Below are 15,482 nucleotides of genomic sequence, written 5' to 3' on the forward strand. Positions count from 1 at the left end.
ATCCACATCAGTGTAAGGGGGTCATTTTTGGACGCCGATCACCCCTCTACGGGGTCAAAATTGCATGCTTGTTCACAGTAAGGTATGAGCGAATTCATCATTGAGGCGTATCGCGACGCAGCCGCCAATACGGCTGGCAGGATCTACCCCTTGGTACGGGCCGCCAAGCTGAAGTCTGACTTCGCACGGGTATTCAGCGCCCATTTGGGACACCTGATCGGTGGTGGGCGTTTCGAAACTGAAGGGCTTATGGTGACCGGACCATCCGGTACTGGTAAGACCACTGAAATCGGTGCGCTGATCCGTCAGTTCAACTCAGACAAGATCGCGCTTCCCGATGGATCGCCCGCGCGGTTCGCAGAGTGTATTCTGAGGGGACTTGGAAGCTGGAAAGATCTCGGCAAGGCAACCGCCACGGCCATTGGCTATCCTGTGAGCTCTAAGGCAAGGCTGACTCAGAGTGAAATCTGGGATATTGTCGTTCGGGAAGCCAAGCTCGCCGGTGTCATCGGCATTCATTTTGATGAAGCACAACATATCTTTCGCGAGAAGAGTGATGCAGACCGGTTCGCGGTTCTCGACTCCTTCAAGACTTTGATGAAATCTCATGACTGGCCCTTGATGCTGATCTTTTCAGGTGTTCCTGACCTGAACGACTACATCGAGATGGAGCCTCAGCTCCATCGGATGCTTCACCGCATTCGTTTCGACGATATCAATATCCCGGCCGACTACCGGACCATTCATGAAATCGTGGGCAGCTACGCACTTAGGGCGGAAATGAACGTTGACCCTGACCTGATGTCGCAGGACTTTTTCGACCGCTTGGTCGCAGCTTCTGCTTATCGATGGGGGCTTTTAATAGAGGTCACAGAGGGTGCGGTCGCGGAAGCGGCAGTCACCGTAGCGAACACTCTGATGCGGGATCATTTTACGGATTGGTGGGTAGGAAAAACCGAGGCCTCAAGGGTGGCAACTCCGTTCACCCACAGTGATTACAAGGCGCTGTACCGGAAAGATCATCCCTTTAAGAAGGCCCTGGCCAACTAGCTTCGTTTGACCTGATGATTAAGGCTTCAAAGCCCGCCTCTCTGAGGCGGGCTTTGTCGTGCGATAGGACAGCCCGGCAACGATCAAAAAAATCTAAAAAAATTTGCGCAGACTATTGGTTTCTTGCGCAGACTACGTCTTTTCGATTCGTTTTCATGAAGGCGTAAGTTATTGATATGTCAGTAACATACGGCACCAGTCCTTCTGGAGTTTTTTCACTTTGCGCATACATTCGCTTTCGTTGGCAGTAGGGCGCTGCCGACCATCCTCACCCCCTTGTGCCTTGAAATCCCCATCCTGTCTGTCAGATTGCCCCAGATATAATCAGGAATGGCAGAGGCTTTGATGAAAACAGGAACTTTTGTGATCGGGGCGGCCTCGCTGGCCGTTGCCGGGTGTACGGTACCGGCGAGTGGGCCGCAGGGCGGTTCGGCCCGTGTGGGCAATCTGCCGGAGGCGGTGGTGAGCCTTGCCGCGCCGAACCAAGATCTGTCGACGGCGCGTTTGCTGCCGGAGGATGGCTGCTATTGGTATCAGCACAACGGTCCGGTCGAGACGACGCTGGTGCCGCTGCGGGCGGTGGGTGGCAATCCGATCTGCACCAAACGCCAAGCCTGACATAAAAACGGGGGCCGCCAAGCGGCCCCCGTTTTTCGTTCCAGCTTAGCTGCTGGCAACAACGCTTTCTTCCGCCGAATAGAGATAGGCAGTCGAACCGGTCTGCACATTCGGGTAGAGCTGGTTGATATGCGCCATGATCATCCGCACACAGCCTGAGCTTGCCCGGCCCCCAATGCTTTGTGGCTGCGGGGTGCCGTGGATGCGCAGATAGGTGTCGCGGTTCCCTTCAAAGAGGTAAAGCGCCCGCGAGCCGAGGGGGTTTTCCGGGCCGGGCGGCACGCCGTCTTCAAGGCCCGCGTAAAGCTCGGGATCGCGCTTGATCATGTTTTGGGTGGGCGTCCAATGTGGCCATTGCACCTTGCGCTTGATCGTATAGGTGCCCGGCTCATAAAGATTGCCACGGGCAATCGCCACGCCATAGCGCATCGCGGTGCCGCCCTCTTCGATATGATAGATATAGCGTGCCACCGCATCGACGTGGATGTCACCGACGCGCAGGTTGTCATTCGCCACGACCCGCTGCGGCAAGAAGCGCGGGTGGACGCCCCAAGGGTTGCTCGTCGCCGGGTCAAAGCCTGCTGGGGTGACTTGTGCGTCCCAAGCGGCCTTTTCTGCCGCGCTCGGGCGGGTGCGCGCCATCAAGGGGGTGGCAATCGCGCTGGAAAAAAGCGCCGTGGTGGTTTGAATGAAATGACGTCTTGTCAGCATGTGGTCGCTCCGTGGTTGACCTCTCTGCGCAGGGCAGGGTCGTATGCGTGTATGAAAGACTAACGGCCTTTCTCCGCTGGAGGTTCAAGGAAGAAGGCGGTTGCTGAAGATATTGTGATCTAAAACACACGGTTTTCACCGAAAAAACGGGGCGCGGGCGGGTGGGCGCGTGCCCCGAATGCTGCGGGGTAGGAGGTAGGAAGGGCTTGGTCAGCCGCGGCCCCGGTAAGGCGGGACCCCTTGATCGGGGATCCAGACGCCCTCGGGCAGGGGGCCGGTCTGCCAGAACACATCGATGGGAATGCCGCCGCGCGGATACCAATAGCCGCCGATGCGCAGCCATTGCGGATCAAGGAACTCGGCCAGCCGCCGGGCGATGGAGACGGTGCAATCTTCATGAAACGCGCCGTGATTGCGGAAGGAGGTCAGAAACAGCTTGAGCGATTTCGATTCCACCAGCCACGGGCCGGGCACATAGTCGATTACCAGATGGGCAAAGTCGGGCTGGCCGGTCATCGGGCAGAGCGAGGTGAACTCCGGCGCGGTGAAGCGCACGTTATAGGCCACATCGGCCTGTGGGTTCGGCACCCGCTCCAGTTCGGCTTCTTCGGGGCTGGCGGGAATGCGGGTCTCACCGCCGAGTTGTTTGAGATTGCTGTAGATGTCGTCGGACATGGGTGTCTCCATCGGTCAGACGCCGCGCTTGTTGCCCCAGATCAGGACATGAAGCTGCGGCAGGATACGGGGGGCGAACCAGTGATCGGTCATGGCAAGCTCGGTTAGCCAGCCCAAACGGTCGGCCAGCGCCTGCGGGTCCACCGGTGTGGCGGGGTCGACCTCGGGGTTGCCGGGTTGAAGGTAGAGCGGGATATCGAGGTGATGGGCATGCACTTCGCGCGCCCAATGGTAGTCGATCTCGTCAAAGATCACGATCTTCATCACCTGCTGCCGCGCCTGTGCGCCGAGGGTCCGGCAGGCGTCGAATGCGTCCCAATCGACGCGCTCACCGCTTGATGGCGGTTTGGGGGAGAGCACGAGCGTATCGAGATCGGCAAACCATGGCCGCGCGATGGAGCCTTGGGTCTCGCAGGCGAAACGATAGCCCGCGGCTTTGCCCATGCGGATCAGGGGGCCGAAATCCTGTATCGCCGGATTGCCGCCCGAGAGGGAGACGGTCAGCGGCTGGTCCTTGGAAAGCTTGCGGATCTGGCGCCAGATGTCCTCGGTCGACATGGGGGTCCAGCTATGGCGGTACTGGCTGTCGACGGCATGCAGGCTGTCGCACCAGCTGCACCGATAGTCACAGCCGCCCGCGCGAATGAATACTGTCGGCTCCCCGATCAGCGCTCCTTCGCCCTGAATGGTGGGGCCGAAAATCTCGGCGATGCGCAGGGTCATGGCCGGTATTCCGCCCATGTTTTCGGGGTCTCGCTGACCAGCACGGCAGAGGTCTCGGGCCAGCGGGCGGCGCACCAGTCGTGGAAATGTTTCGCCATGTTCTCGGCTGTGGAGGGGCCGTCCAGCACATCGTTCAGATGCCGGTGGTCGAAGTGATCGTCGATATAGGTCTTGAGCGGCTTCAGTTCGTGATAATCGCGCACGAAACCGTCGGCATTGAGCGTCTCGGCGGCCATTTCGACCACGACGATATAGTTGTGCCCATGCAGCCGCGCGCATTGGTGATCGTCGGGCAGGTGGGTCAACTGGTGGCTGGCGGAAAAGTGGAATTCCTTGCGAATACGGAACATCAGCCTTTCCCCCGTGCGGCAAGGGCCTCGGTCCAATAGTCGGGATCGGCATAGACCGTCGGGTCGCTGACCTCGGCCAGGTGAAAGGCTTCGCGCCGCTCGACACAGGTGCCGCAGCGCCCGCAATGGACCGCGCCGCCCTTGTAGCAAGACCACGTCTCAGCGAAGGGCGTGCCGTGCTGCGCGCCTTGGCGGACGATCTCGGCCTTGCTGTGCTCAACGAAGGGCGTGTGCAGCCGCACATTGGCATAGCCGTCGAGCGCGGCCTGCTGCATCGCATCGAAGGCGCGGGTGAAACCGGGGCGGCAGTCGGGATAGATGAAATGATCGCCGCCATGCACGGCAGTGGCCACGGCCTCGTCCCCCTGCGCGGCGGCAATGCCAAAGCCGATCGACAGCATGATCGCATTGCGGTTCGGCACGACTGTGATCTTCATCGTGTCTTCGGCGTAATGCCCATCGGGCACGTCGATATCATCGGTCAGGGCGGAGCCCGATAGCGCCGCACCGATCCCGCGCATGTCGATCAGGTGAAACGGCACGCCCAATCGTTCGGCCGCCGCCCGGGCGAAATCGACCTCTTTGCGGTGACGCTGGCCATAGTCGAAGGAGACGAGCCGGGTGAGGTGGTGCACCTCGGCGGTGATATGCGCAAGCGACACGGAATCGAGTCCGCCTGAGCAGATGACAAGTGTTTTCATTTTGGGGCCCTTGTTTTGATGTCCGGGTAGGCTGCGACCGGATGGCGGGGCTTATTTCAGAATTTGCGCGGATTGCAAGCCTGACGCGTTGGCGGGCGGGCAGCCGCCGCTGAGGCAGGAGGGTTTCCGCCAAAAGCCGATAAAATAAGGACTTTGGCCTTAACGATTAAACCTAAGTTAACTTTAGACAATGCCGAATTCGCGCTATGGTGGGGCTATGTTGAAAAGCACCCAAAGCGTCACGCTCGACGCCAGCCATTATGAATTGATCGAGGCGATGACCGATGAGGTGGTCATTCTTGACGCCACCGGCAAGATTGTCGCGGTCAATATGGCGTGGAAACTGTTTTGCGAAGAGAACGGCGGCGATACCGGAACGCATTACGTCGGTGCCAATTACTTTGACATCTGCGAAGCGGCGGCCATGGGTGCCGTGGTGCAGGCGGAAACGGTTCTGGAGGGGCTGCGCCAAGCGCTGAAAACCGGGACTTCCTTTGAGGGGGAATACCCCTGCGATGGGCCGGGGGTGCGGCGCTGGTTTCAACTCAACGCCAACCGCTTGACGATCCAAGGCGCGCCCTGCCTTCTGTTGCAGCACCGCAATGTCACGACACGCCGTATGGCGCATGACGATATCGAACGGGCCCATGTGCAGGCGGAAACCTTTGCTGCCCTCGTGGCCACCACGGCCGAAGCGATCCTGACCTATGACATGGAAGGCCGCATCATCAGTTGGAATCCGGCAGCTGAGCGGCTCTACGGCTATACGGAAGAGGAGGCTTTGGGCCAGTCGGTCGAGCTTTTGTATCCGCCGGATTGGCCGACGCGGGTGCTTGAGTATCGCGATCAGATCATGGCCGGCAAGCTGCGCCAATTCAATGCGGTGCGCGTGGCCAAGGACGGCACCGAGCGCCATGTCACCATCGCCTGCACGCCCATTCGGACACTTTCGGGGGATATCGTCTCGATCTCGAACATCCACCATGATGTGACTGCGACGCGCAAGGCCGAAGAGGTGCGCGATCTCGTCTCGCGTGAGGTCATCCACCGGGCCAAGAACATGCTCTCTCTGGTCACAGCGATGCAGCGGCAGACGGCGAGTTCGGCGGCCTCTCTCGCGGAGTTCAACAAGTCCTTCGGGGCCCGTATTCAGGCGCTGGCCCGCTCCACCGATTTGCTGGTCGATGGCGGCTGGTCTTCGGTGGATCTGGCCGAGTTGGTGCGCGCACAGTTGGACCCGTTTTTGCATTTGCAGGCCAAGGCGGTGGATGTGGATGGCCCCTCTGTCGCTTTGGGGCCGCAGGCGTTGCAACTGATCGGCATGGCGCTGCATGAGCTGGCGACGAATTCCACGAAATACGGGGTGATGAGCGACGGCTGCGGCGATATCCAATGCCACTGGTCCCATACCGAGAAGGGGGGGCTGCGTTTCCAGTGGATCGAGACCGGCATCACCTTTGACCCCTCTGCCAAAAAGGCCACCGGTTTCGGGAGCAAGGTTCTGTCTGTATTGGCCCCCGCGATGGTTAATGGCGCGGCGGAAACGGTGACCAGCGAAAACGCCCTGACTTGGACAGTCACGATCCCTGCCGCGCATCTGGGAAAACTGGCCTGAGCGGCATCGCGCCGGTGGTGCTGCGCCGGGTTGCCGGTTGACCTAAATCGCCCCTTTGAGGAACTCTCCTGCGCTGGAAACTTGTTCCTCCCTTGAGACGTCTTTCGAAAAGCTAAAAGGAGGCTAGGATGGCCGAAGGAAAGGGCAAGACCGCGAAACTCTACCGGATGGTGATGGAGCAACACCTCTGTCCCTTCGGGCTGAAATCGAAAGACCTGCTGGAGCGGCAGGGCTACCACGTCGAAGATCACCACCTCACGACCCGCGAGGAGACCGATGCCTTCATGGCGAAAGAGGGTGTGGAGACCACGCCGCAGACCTTCATCGACGGGGAGCGGATCGGCGGCTACGACGATCTGCGCGTGCATTTCGGTTTAGACAAGCCCAAGGAAGAGCAATCGGACACCAGCTATCAGCCCGTCATCGCCATTTTCGGCGTGGCCTTCCTGATGGCACTGGGACTCTCTTGGTATGCATTCGGCAACATCTTCACACTTCGGGCCTTCGAGTGGTTCATCTCGATCTCCATGTGTTTCCTCGCCGTTCAAAAGTTGCAGGATATTAAGAGCTTTTCGACGATGTTTCTGAACTACGACCTGCTGGCCCAGCGGTGGGTGCCCTATGGCAAGGTCTATCCATTCGGGGAGGCGCTGGCGGGTATTCTGATGACCGCCGGGGCGCTGACCTGGCTCTCGGCCCCCGTGGCGATCGTGATCGGCGCAATTGGCGCGGTTTCGGTCATCAAGGCGGTCTATGTCGACAAACGTGAGCTAAAATGCGCCTGCGTCGGCGGGTCGAGCAATGTGCCGCTTGGGTTCGTCTCGCTTACTGAGAACGTCATGATGCTGGGCATGGGGGTCTGGATGCTGCTCAAGGTCTACGGCTGAGTGGAGCAGAGCGATCCGAGTTCTTGGGCCTAGGGAGCTGTGGGGGGTATCTGGTCGGGCTGAGAGGATTCGAACCTCCGACCCCCTGCTCCCGAAGCAGGTGCGCTACCAGGCTGCGCTACAGCCCGACCGATGTGCAGCGCAATAGCGCAGCTTGGCGGCTTTGGCAATTGGTCAGTTGCAGGGATTTTGCGTGTCGTTTGCGGAAAGCGGGGGTAATTGGGGGCGCTGCCCCCGCAGCCTGCGGCTGCTCCCCCGAGGGTATTTGAGAAAGGATGAAGGGGAGGGGGCGGGGCGTGAAACCCCGCCTTGGTTTTTTTAGAGGCTGACGTCGAGGGCATTGAGGATGGCGTCGCCCATTTCCTCGGTCGTGATGGGGGTGCCGCCTTCGGGGCCCATCAGGTCGGGGGTGCGGGCGCCATCGGCCAGCGCGCGTTCGACGGCTTTTTCAAGACGGGCGGCTTCTTCACCTTGGTCGAAGGAATAGCGCAGCGCCATGGCGAAGCTGAGGATACAGGCGATTGGGTTGGCTTTGCCTTGGCCTGCGATGTCGGGGGCGGAGCCGTGGACGGGCTCGTAGAGGGCCTTGGGACGGCCATCGGCGTTGGGCGCGCCGAGGCTGGCGGAGGGCAGCATGCCGAGACTGCCGGTCAGCATGGCGGCGCAGTCGCTGAGGATGTCGCCGAAGAGGTTGTCGGTGACGATCACGTCGAACTGCTTGGGCGCGCGCACGAGCTGCATGGCGCCATTGTCGGCATACATGTGGCTGAGTTCGACATCCGGGTATTCTGCGTCGCGCACCCGTTGGGTGACTTCGCGCCACAGGATGCCGCTTTCCATGACGTTGGCTTTTTCCATGGAGCAGACTTTGTTGCCGCGGCGGCGGGCGAGTTCAAAAGCGGAGCGGGCGACGCGCTCGATCTCGCTTTCGGTGTAGCGCTGCGTGTTGATGCCGACGCGTTCGTTGCCTTCCTCGAAGATGCCGCGCGGCTCACCGAAGTAGACGCCGGAGGTGAGTTCGCGCACGATCATGATGTCGAGGCCCGCGACCACGTCTTTTTTCAGCGAGGAGAAATCGGCCAGCGCGTCAAAGCATTGTGCCGGGCGCAGGTTGGAGAAGAGGTCCATTTCCTTGCGCAGGCGGAGCAGGCCACGCTCGGGTTTCACGGCGAAGTCGAGGTCGTCGTATTTCGGGCCACCCACGGCGCCCAGCAGCACGGCGTCGACTTCGAGGGCGCGGGCCATCGTGTCATCATGCAGCGGGGTGCCGTGTTTGTCATAGGCTGCGCCGCCGACCAGATCATGCTCTACGTCGAAGGCCAGATCGCGCTTTTCGCCGAACCAGTCGATGATGCGCGTGACCTGCGCCATGACCTCGGGGCCGATGCCGTCGCCGGGGAGGATGAGCAAGGATGGGTTGGCCATGGGAAACTCCTGAAAATACGGTTGGAGATTGGGTAGCCTGCGGGTTCCGGAGGGTCAAGATAGGGGGCGTCAGCGGGTGAGGTCGACCCAGACGAGGGCATGGCGGCTGGCGCTTTCGCCCTTGGGCCAGATGAGGCCAGCGTTACTGATTTCCCAGTCCCGGGAGGGCAGGATGTAGTCGACGCGCATCGGGCCGGTTTGGGGCCAGTTGACCGTGGGGCGGTGCGGCAGGGGGTCTTGTAGCGCAGGATGGGAGAGGAGGGCGGCAATCGCTTCGCCGCGCCCGTCGCCGCGCTGCGGGTCGAGATTGGCGTCGCCCAGCAGGACGAAGGGGGGTGTCGGGGGCGTCCCGATCTTTCCGGCGAGGTGGTGGAGCCAGAAGATGGTTTCGTCATGGTTGCGGCGGCCATTGCGGTCTTCGGGGCCGTCGAAGACCGGCGGGGTGGCGTGGTATGTCAGCAGCGTGACGGGGCCCTCCGGGGTTAGGATTGGCAGGGACCAGTGGCCGTTGGAGGAGAGGCGCTGCGTGGCCTGGGCCTCCACCCCCGCGAAGGGGGCGCCGTCGATCATCGGGTAGAGTGTATCTGGGAGGTCGCGCCAGAGGAGGGTACTGAAATCTTGGAACCCGCCCTCTTGGATCGGGTGGCGTGAGAGGATCGCCATGGCGCCTTGGCCGAAGAAACGGCCATAGCCTTGGGCGTCACGGGGGGTGCCGAGCCTGCCGTCACCGTCGAGGTCGACCCCGCTTTGGCGGCCTGCATTGGGCGTCGCGGCGAAGCGGTGGGGATAGGGTGCCCCCGCGGCGGAGAGGGCATCGGCGAGGGCATTGAGGGCGGCCTGTTCGAGATCGTAGTCGATGCCTTGTAGCGCGATGATATCGGGATCGGCGCTGGTGATGGTTTCGATCACGGAGGCGACGGCAGGGTCGTCCCCGCGTAGGATATCGCGCAGGAGCAGGCCCGGCCCTTTGCGCGACAATTCGGTGTTGAAGGTGGCGATGCGCAGCGGTTCGGCCTGCGCGGTGCCGGTCAGCAGGAGCAGCGCCAGCAGAAAGCGGATCAGGCGGCCTGCATATGCGCTTCGGCGTAGGCGCGGCGGCGTTTGTCGTGGATCATCTCGGCCACCCGCCCCATGGCGATGCCGCGCATGATCATACTGGCCGGAAGGAATGCCCATGCGCTTATTGTCCAGATCATGGTTTGATGATTGCTCAGTGAGATCGGATCTAGCAGATCGGCGGTGGCCTTGACCACTGCAGGGATGAAGAAGGGCAGAAGGAAGCCAAGCGCGATGTTGATCCGCGCGTCCCGTTGCAGCCGGTAGAGCACATCGCCCCCAGCGGTTGGATCGAAAAGTGGCAGGTTCACCCAGACGTTAAAAGCGCCTTGGCGTGCGGGCCAGCCCATGACACGCACCAGCACCACGAAGGTCGCCAATGCGATGAGCGAGATCAGATAGGCCAGTCCCGCCGCCGTGCGGATCAGGTTGACCGCCTCGAGAGGGGCGTCAGCGGGCATCATCAGAACCACGAGGCGCACCGGGGAATAGGGGAAATCGAGCGCATTGCCCAGTATCGTGCCAAGCGCGGTGAGCGCGCCGGTCAGTAGGGTCGGGGCCGTTTGGCCCCGCGCGATAAGCGAGAGGACGAGGATCGTGAAGAGCAGGCTGATGAAGCGGAGCCGATTGAAAGGCGGCGCGTCGCGAAATTCGACGATGCCGGGCTGGCGGGCGTTGTATTCCATGAAGGTCAGGATCGCCGCGATACAGGCGAGCAGCACGGTGATCTGGCTGGATTCCGCATCGGCCCCCGGCAAGAGAAGCGCCGGGATGGCAATCAATAGCGCCACCAATAGGCCACGCGTCGCCGCGCCTGTCATTCGTCCGAACACTGCTCTGCCCTTTCAAACTGGCCAGCCGCGATACGATGCCGCGTGCTTGTTCCAACTTGATGCCCCCGGTTGATGGGGCGTGCCTCATTCTGGTCCAATTTTTGCCTTCTTTCCGCACATGCCTCAAGGCTCCGCGGAGAGAAGAGCAGGATACTGGGGTATTTTGAGGGAGGGGGTGGTGCCTTCTTGCATCAATTCCGTGGCGGTTTGATGGCAGGCGGCAACATCTTGTGGGCGCGCGGTTTGCGCCCACAAGTTTGATCATGCAGGCCGGGCGTTAGACCCAAGGGCGGCTTTCGCCCAGCGAATCCTCGTAGCTGTCAATCGCGGCACCTTTTTCGAGCGTGAGGCCGATGTCGTCCAGCCCGTTGAGAAGGCAGTGCTTTTTAAAGGCGTCCACTTCGAAGGGGAATGTCTCACCATCTGAGGTGGTCACGGTCTGGCCTTCCAGATCGATGGTCATCCGCGCGTTCGATCCCTTTTCGGCGTCTTTCATCAGCACGTCGACCTGCTCTTGCGGCAGGGCGATCGGCAGGATGCCGTTCTTGAAGCAGTTGTTGTAAAAGATGTCGGCGAAGCTGGGCGCGATGACGCAGCGGATGCCGAAATCGAGGATCGCCCAAGGCGCGTGTTCGCGCGACGAGCCACAGCCAAAGTTGTCGCCCGCCACGAGGATCTGCGCGTCGCGGTACTGCGGTTGGTTCAGCACGAAATCGGGGATTTCGTGGCCTTCGCGGTCATAGCGCATTTCGTCGAACAGGTTCACGCCAAGGCCAGAGCGTTTGATCGTCTTGAGAAAGACCTTGGGGATGATCATGTCGGTGTCGATGTTCACCAGCGGCATGGGAGCCGCGGTGCCGGTGATTTCTGTAAACTTTTCCATCGGGGTATCCTTCGGAGAGTGCGGGAACCGCGCCGCCTGACGGCGCGTTCTAGGCAAATGGTGTATCAGGAGGGCATGGCATGTCGTACCAAACCGGCACGAAGGTGGAATGGGACTGGGGCAATGGCACCGGGACCGGCAAGATCGTCAAGAAATACACGCAGAAGATCACGCTGAAGCTGCAGGGCAGCGAGGTGACCCGCAAGGCGAGCGATGACGAACCGGCCTATAAGATCGAACAGGACGACGGCAGCGAAGTGCTGAAGTCCGGCAGCGAGCTGCGCAAGGCCGACTGAGCCCTGCGCAACGCGCCCGGTATCCATCCCCCGGTCGCTCACGCCAGTTCGCGCAGGTCGGTCAGGTGACCGGTGAGTGCGGCGGCGGCGGCCATGCCGGGTGACACGAGATGCGTGCGGCCCTTATAGCCCTGACGCCCCTCGAAGTTGCGGTTCGACGTGGCCGCGCAGCGTTCGCCGGGGGCGAGCTGGTCGGGGTTCATCGCCAGACACATGGAGCAGCCCGCCAGACGCCATTCAAAACCGGCCTCGCGGAAAATATCCGCCAGCCCTTCCTCCTCGGCCTGTGCCCGGACGAGGCCGGAGCCGGGCACCACCATGGCGCGCAGACCGTCCTTGATCTTCTTGCCCTTCAGCACTTCGGCAGCGGCGCGCAGGTCTTCGATGCGGCCGTTGGTGCAGGAGCCGATGAAGACGGTGTCGATCTCGATATCGGTGAGCTTTTGACCCGGTTTCAGGTCCATATACTCCAGCGCACGTTTCACCGCGTCGACCTTGCCGCCCTTGAAGTCTTCGGGCGAGGGGACCGTCGCGTCGATCGGCAGCACGTCTTCGGGCGAGGTGCCCCATGTGACGACCGGTGCGATGTCTTCGCCTTTCAGCGTCACGACCTTGTCCCAATGGGCGTCCTCGTCAGAGAAGAGGGTTTTCCACCAGTCCATCGCCGCTTCCCACTGTGCGCCTTTCGGAGCGTGGGGGCGGCCCTTGCAATACTCGAAGGTCTTCTCGTCCGGCGCGATGAGGCCGGCGCGTGCGCCGCCCTCAATCGCCATGTTGCAGACGGTCATACGGCCTTCCATCGACAGGTCGCGGATCGCCTCGCCACAGTATTCGATGACATAGCCGGTGCCGCCCGCAGTGCCGGTGGCGCCGATGACCGACAGGGTGATGTCCTTGGCCGTGACGCCGGGGCGCAGCTTGCCGGTGATCTCGACCTTCATGTTCTTGCCCTTGCGCTGGATCAGCGTTTGGGTGGCAAGGACATGTTCGACCTCAGACGTGCCGATGCCGTGGGCCAGCGCGCCGAAAGCGCCGTGGGTCGCGGTGTGGCTGTCGCCGCAGACGACAGTCATGCCGGGCAGGGTCCAGCCCTGCTCGGGACCGACGATATGCACGATGCCTTGGCGCACGTCCGAGACCGGGTAGTAATGCACGCCGAACTCACGCGCGTTCTTGTCGAGGGCGGAGACCTGAATGCGGCTGTCCTCGGTCATCGCTTCGGGGTCTTCGCGGCCCTCGGTGGTTGGCACGTTGTGGTCCGGCACGGCGATGGTCTTGTCCGGGGCGCGCACCGTGCGGCCCGACATGCGCAGCCCTTCAAAGGCCTGCGGGCTGGTCACTTCGTGCACCAGATGGCGGTCGATATAGAGCAAGCAGGTACCGTCATCGGCTTCGTGGACGACATGGGCGTCCCAGATTTTATCGTAAAGCGTCTTGGGGGACATGATGGTCCTCTCCCGTGGTTTGGAATGGCTATGGGTGTGGCTGAGAGGGGTGGCTTATAGTCGCGCCAGAACGCTATGCGTCGCGCCGAAAAAGCGTTCGCGCAGACGCGCACGGTCGCAAAGATCAAACACCAGTATCATGGGGCAAGGGATATAGAGCCTGAGCGAGTCTCGCAAGGTGTCGTGATCGTCTTGGAGGCAGGGGGTGGGCTGCGGGTCGTCTTGCCCCGGCGCACAGCCTGTGCGACCGTGATCCTCCCTAGCTGCAAAGGCCGACCATGATCCCTGAAAGCCACCCGTTTTCGAACTTCCTGCTGTCGCTTCAGGCTTTGTTCGATGGGGTGCTCGGCTTTGGGGAAAGCATTTTGAGCCCCGGCTGGCGGCAAAACCAAATCCTGATCCTGCTGGCCTTGGTGGCGCTGGCGTGGGTGTTGCACCGGGTCACCGGCGTGATGTTGCAAAACTGGGTCCGCGCCCGCGAAGGCTGGTCCAAGTGGCAGTTGCGTGTGGTGGTGCAGGTCAAGCGGCGATTGGGACTGATCTGGTTCGCTTTGCTGGCGGGGCTGCTTTATCAGGTGATGCAGAACGTGACTTGGCCGTCGCGGTCCTATCTCATCGGTTTGGCAGCGACGCTGGCGGCGATCTATGTGGGTATCGCTTTCGCCGCGCGTCTGGTGCGCAACCGTCCCTTGCGGCGCATGGTGACATGGGGGCTGTGGATCTATGCCACGCTCTACATGCTGAACGTCGCCGATGATGTGGCCTTGTTTCTCGACGGGGTCGCGCTGACTGTGGGCGAATTCCGCCTTTCGGTGCTGACCATTATGACCGCGCTGGTGGTTGTCGGTGCGCTTTTGACCATGGCGCGGCTGGTCAGCACAACCACCGCCGCGACGATCCGCAAGAACGAAGACATCAGCCCTTCCATGCAGGTGCTGGCCGTGAAGGGGGTGCAAATCCTGCTCTACGGGCTCGCGTTCTTCATCGGCGTGCGGGCGGTCGGGATCGACCTAACCGGGCTTGCGGTGCTGTCGGGCGCAATCGGCGTGGGCCTTGGTTTCGGTCTGCAAAAGGTGGTGTCGAACCTCGTCTCGGGCGTGATCATCCTGCTCGACAAGTCGATCAAGCCCGGCGATGTGATCAGTCTGGGCGAGACCTTTGGCTGGATCCAAACGCTCGGCGCGCGCTATGCATCTGTTGTGACGCGGGATGGCAAGGAATACCTGATCCCGAACGAAGATCTGATCACCGGGCAGGTGGTGAACTGGTCCCACTCCAATGACTTTGTGCGGCTCGATATCTATTTCGGCACGGCCTATTCCGACGATCCGCATATGGTGCGCAAACTGGCGGTGGAGGCGGCCAAGGGCGTCGACCGGGTGCTGAGCTACAAGGCGCCGGTCTGCCATATTGTGGGCTTTGGCGATTCGTCGGTGGATTACATCCTGCGCTTCTGGATCAAGGATCCGACCGGCGGGCTGACCAACATTCGCGGCAATGTCTATCTGGCGCTTTGGGATGCCTTCAAGGAACACGGCATCTCTATCCCCTTCCCGCAGCGCGAGGTAAAAGTCATCGAAGACAGTCAACTGGCCCTGTCGCGCGCCGCGGCATCGCGGGATATGCCTGAGTGAGCGGGGATTTGCGCCGTGGTTAACGCTATGGCTACGCGATCCATTGAAAAATAAACCCCGGGTCGCTAAATTGGGGCTGCTCGGCACCGGGGCAAGCGTTCAGCATTGATGGTGCTATTTACGAAGGAGGACAATGTCCTGTCTCTTAACGTTGACGCAGCGCAGGCTGCTGACCATGGGGCTGCAATGACTGCCGCCTCGCAAATCGCAACCAGCGACGACCTGCTGGCGCTTATTCTTTCCTCGCTGAATGACGACAAGGCCGAAGATATCGTGCAGATCGATCTGCGCGGCAAGACGGCCATCGGCGACTATATGGTGATCTGCTCGGGCCGCTCCACGCGGCAGGTTTCGGCGATCTCGGAAAAGCTGGCGCAGGCCGTCAAAGACGCCACTGGACGTACGTCCAAGATGGAAGGCCGCGAAACCGGCGACTGGGTCTTGATCGACACAGGCGACGTTGTCGTGCATGTCTTCCGGCCCGAAGTGCGTGAATTCTACCAGCTTGAAAAGATGTGGCTGGGCGGCGACGACGCGGCCACAGCGGCACCGCACTGATCCCGCTTTGCGGGCCTAGGTC

Annotated in this window: 17 protein-coding genes and 1 tRNA gene; 7 read left to right on the forward strand and 11 right to left on the reverse strand. The window is 61.4% G+C overall.

From position 1 onward, the window contains the following. The first annotated feature begins 84 nt into the window (after positions 1–84). Both ACGYLI_RS12900 and ACGYLI_RS12905 read left to right on the forward strand, forming a co-directional pair. Entirely contained in the window at positions 85–1,050 is a 966-nt protein-coding gene (locus ACGYLI_RS12900; protein ID WP_394419498.1) for an ATP-binding protein, read from the forward strand. A gap of 345 nt (positions 1,051–1,395) precedes the next feature. Then, a complete protein-coding gene (locus tag ACGYLI_RS12905) occupies positions 1,396–1,668 on the forward strand; it encodes a hypothetical protein (protein ID WP_394419499.1) in 273 nt (90 codons plus the stop codon). A gap of 45 nt (positions 1,669–1,713) precedes the next feature. Here ACGYLI_RS12905 and ACGYLI_RS12910 read toward each other — a convergent pair whose 3' ends face one another. From ACGYLI_RS12910 to queC, 5 genes are all read right to left on the reverse strand, one after another. After that, the gene (locus ACGYLI_RS12910; RefSeq protein ID WP_394409554.1) at positions 1,714–2,379 is read right to left on the reverse strand and encodes a L,D-transpeptidase; all 666 of its coding nucleotides are present in this window, start codon (positions 2,377–2,379) and stop codon (positions 1,714–1,716) included. A 210-nt stretch (positions 2,380–2,589) separates the two neighbouring features. Further along, a complete protein-coding gene (queF, locus tag ACGYLI_RS12915) occupies positions 2,590–3,054 on the reverse strand; it encodes a preQ(1) synthase (protein ID WP_394419500.1) in 465 nt (154 codons plus the stop codon). Between the two features lie 15 nt (positions 3,055–3,069). Beyond that, positions 3,070–3,777: a 7-carboxy-7-deazaguanine synthase QueE gene (gene queE / locus ACGYLI_RS12920; RefSeq protein WP_394419501.1), complete on the reverse strand. Its 708-nt coding sequence runs from the start codon at positions 3,775–3,777 to the stop codon at positions 3,070–3,072. Beyond that, complete coding sequence (gene queD / locus ACGYLI_RS12925) at positions 3,774–4,127, reverse strand: 6-carboxytetrahydropterin synthase QueD (RefSeq protein ID WP_394419502.1); 354 nt, start codon at positions 4,125–4,127, stop codon at positions 3,774–3,776. Before queD ends, queE begins: the two co-directional genes overlap by 4 nt. Beyond that, on the reverse strand, positions 4,127–4,828 hold the full coding sequence (queC, locus tag ACGYLI_RS12930; RefSeq protein WP_394419503.1) for a 7-cyano-7-deazaguanine synthase QueC: 702 nt from the start codon (positions 4,826–4,828) through the stop codon (positions 4,127–4,129). Before queC ends, queD begins: the two co-directional genes overlap by 1 nt. Positions 4,829–5,045: 217 nt before the next feature. Here queC and ACGYLI_RS12935 point away from each other — a divergent pair, with 217 nt between their 5' ends. After that, a complete protein-coding gene (locus ACGYLI_RS12935) occupies positions 5,046–6,443 on the forward strand; it encodes a sensor histidine kinase (protein ID WP_394419504.1) in 1,398 nt (465 codons plus the stop codon). A 128-nt stretch (positions 6,444–6,571) separates the two neighbouring features. Beyond that, positions 6,572–7,330, forward strand: coding sequence for a MauE/DoxX family redox-associated membrane protein (locus ACGYLI_RS12940; RefSeq protein WP_394419505.1), 759 nt, complete (start codon positions 6,572–6,574; stop codon positions 7,328–7,330). Between the two features lie 51 nt (positions 7,331–7,381). Here ACGYLI_RS12940 and ACGYLI_RS12945 read toward each other — a convergent pair. From ACGYLI_RS12945 to leuD, 5 genes are all read right to left on the reverse strand, one after another. Further along, positions 7,382–7,458 (reverse strand) — tRNA-Pro (locus tag ACGYLI_RS12945). A 190-nt stretch (positions 7,459–7,648) separates the two neighbouring features. Further along, the gene (leuB, locus tag ACGYLI_RS12950) at positions 7,649–8,755 is read right to left on the reverse strand and encodes a 3-isopropylmalate dehydrogenase (RefSeq protein WP_394419506.1); all 1,107 of its coding nucleotides are present in this window, start codon (positions 8,753–8,755) and stop codon (positions 7,649–7,651) included. A gap of 69 nt (positions 8,756–8,824) precedes the next feature. Further along, on the reverse strand, positions 8,825–9,931 hold the full coding sequence (locus tag ACGYLI_RS12955) for an endonuclease/exonuclease/phosphatase family protein (protein WP_394419507.1): 1,107 nt from the start codon (positions 9,929–9,931) through the stop codon (positions 8,825–8,827). Further along, entirely contained in the window at positions 9,814–10,632 is an 819-nt protein-coding gene (locus ACGYLI_RS12960; RefSeq protein WP_394419508.1) for a hypothetical protein, read from the reverse strand. Before ACGYLI_RS12960 ends, ACGYLI_RS12955 begins: the two co-directional genes overlap by 118 nt. 289 nt (positions 10,633–10,921) lie before the next feature. After that, positions 10,922–11,527, reverse strand: coding sequence for a 3-isopropylmalate dehydratase small subunit (leuD, locus tag ACGYLI_RS12965; RefSeq protein WP_394419509.1), 606 nt, complete (start codon positions 11,525–11,527; stop codon positions 10,922–10,924). An 80-nt stretch (positions 11,528–11,607) separates the two neighbouring features. On the opposite strand from leuD, the gene ACGYLI_RS12970 reads away from it, so the two are divergent. Then, positions 11,608–11,823, forward strand: a complete 216-nt coding sequence (locus tag ACGYLI_RS12970; RefSeq protein WP_067268510.1) for a DUF2945 domain-containing protein — start codon at positions 11,608–11,610, stop codon at positions 11,821–11,823. Positions 11,824–11,861: 38 nt separating this feature from the next. Here ACGYLI_RS12970 and leuC read toward each other — a convergent pair whose 3' ends face one another. Continuing rightward, on the reverse strand, positions 11,862–13,268 hold the full coding sequence (gene leuC / locus ACGYLI_RS12975; protein WP_067268511.1) for a 3-isopropylmalate dehydratase large subunit: 1,407 nt from the start codon (positions 13,266–13,268) through the stop codon (positions 11,862–11,864). A gap of 278 nt (positions 13,269–13,546) precedes the next feature. Here leuC and ACGYLI_RS12980 point away from each other — a divergent pair, with 278 nt between their 5' ends. Both ACGYLI_RS12980 and rsfS read left to right on the forward strand, forming a co-directional pair. After that, entirely contained in the window at positions 13,547–14,902 is a 1,356-nt protein-coding gene (locus tag ACGYLI_RS12980) for a mechanosensitive ion channel family protein (protein ID WP_394419510.1), read from the forward strand. Positions 14,903–15,088: 186 nt separating this feature from the next. Further along, the gene (rsfS, locus tag ACGYLI_RS12985; RefSeq protein ID WP_067268516.1) at positions 15,089–15,460 is read left to right on the forward strand and encodes a ribosome silencing factor; all 372 of its coding nucleotides are present in this window, start codon (positions 15,089–15,091) and stop codon (positions 15,458–15,460) included. The last annotated feature ends 22 nt before the right edge of the window (positions 15,461–15,482 follow it).

It is taken from the genome of Sulfitobacter sp. 1A13421 (genome assembly GCF_043557285.1).
Classification (GTDB): Bacteria; Pseudomonadota; Alphaproteobacteria; order Rhodobacterales; family Rhodobacteraceae; genus Sulfitobacter; species Sulfitobacter faviae.

Bases quoted from the DNA above. Each gene is read 5' to 3' on its own strand.
- ACGYLI_RS12900 (WP_394419498.1), top strand. From the start codon at position 85: ATGAGCGAATTCATCATTGAGGCGTATCGCGACGCAGCCGCCAATACG.
- ACGYLI_RS12905 (WP_394419499.1), top strand. From the start codon at position 1,396: ATGAAAACAGGAACTTTTGTGATCGGGGCGGCCTCGCTGGCCGTTGCC.
- ACGYLI_RS12910 (WP_394409554.1), bottom strand. From the start codon at position 2,379: ATGCTGACAAGACGTCATTTCATTCAAACCACCACGGCGCTTTTTTCC.
- queF (WP_394419500.1), bottom strand. From the start codon at position 3,054: ATGTCCGACGACATCTACAGCAATCTCAAACAACTCGGCGGTGAGACC.
- queE (WP_394419501.1), bottom strand. From the start codon at position 3,777: ATGACCCTGCGCATCGCCGAGATTTTCGGCCCCACCATTCAGGGCGAA.
- queD (WP_394419502.1), bottom strand. From the start codon at position 4,127: ATGTTCCGTATTCGCAAGGAATTCCACTTTTCCGCCAGCCACCAGTTG.
- queC (WP_394419503.1), bottom strand. From the start codon at position 4,828: ATGAAAACACTTGTCATCTGCTCAGGCGGACTCGATTCCGTGTCGCTT.
- ACGYLI_RS12935 (WP_394419504.1), top strand. From the start codon at position 5,046: ATGTTGAAAAGCACCCAAAGCGTCACGCTCGACGCCAGCCATTATGAA.
- ACGYLI_RS12940 (WP_394419505.1), top strand. From the start codon at position 6,572: ATGGCCGAAGGAAAGGGCAAGACCGCGAAACTCTACCGGATGGTGATG.
- leuB (WP_394419506.1), bottom strand. From the start codon at position 8,755: ATGGCCAACCCATCCTTGCTCATCCTCCCCGGCGACGGCATCGGCCCC.
- ACGYLI_RS12955 (WP_394419507.1), bottom strand. From the start codon at position 9,931: ATGGGCATTCCTTCCGGCCAGTATGATCATGCGCGGCATCGCCATGGG.
- ACGYLI_RS12960 (WP_394419508.1), bottom strand. From the start codon at position 10,632: ATGACAGGCGCGGCGACGCGTGGCCTATTGGTGGCGCTATTGATTGCC.
- leuD (WP_394419509.1), bottom strand. From the start codon at position 11,527: ATGGAAAAGTTTACAGAAATCACCGGCACCGCGGCTCCCATGCCGCTG.
- ACGYLI_RS12970 (WP_067268510.1), top strand. From the start codon at position 11,608: ATGTCGTACCAAACCGGCACGAAGGTGGAATGGGACTGGGGCAATGGC.
- leuC (WP_067268511.1), bottom strand. From the start codon at position 13,268: ATGTCCCCCAAGACGCTTTACGATAAAATCTGGGACGCCCATGTCGTC.
- ACGYLI_RS12980 (WP_394419510.1), top strand. From the start codon at position 13,547: ATGATCCCTGAAAGCCACCCGTTTTCGAACTTCCTGCTGTCGCTTCAG.
- rsfS (WP_067268516.1), top strand. From the start codon at position 15,089: ATGACTGCCGCCTCGCAAATCGCAACCAGCGACGACCTGCTGGCGCTT.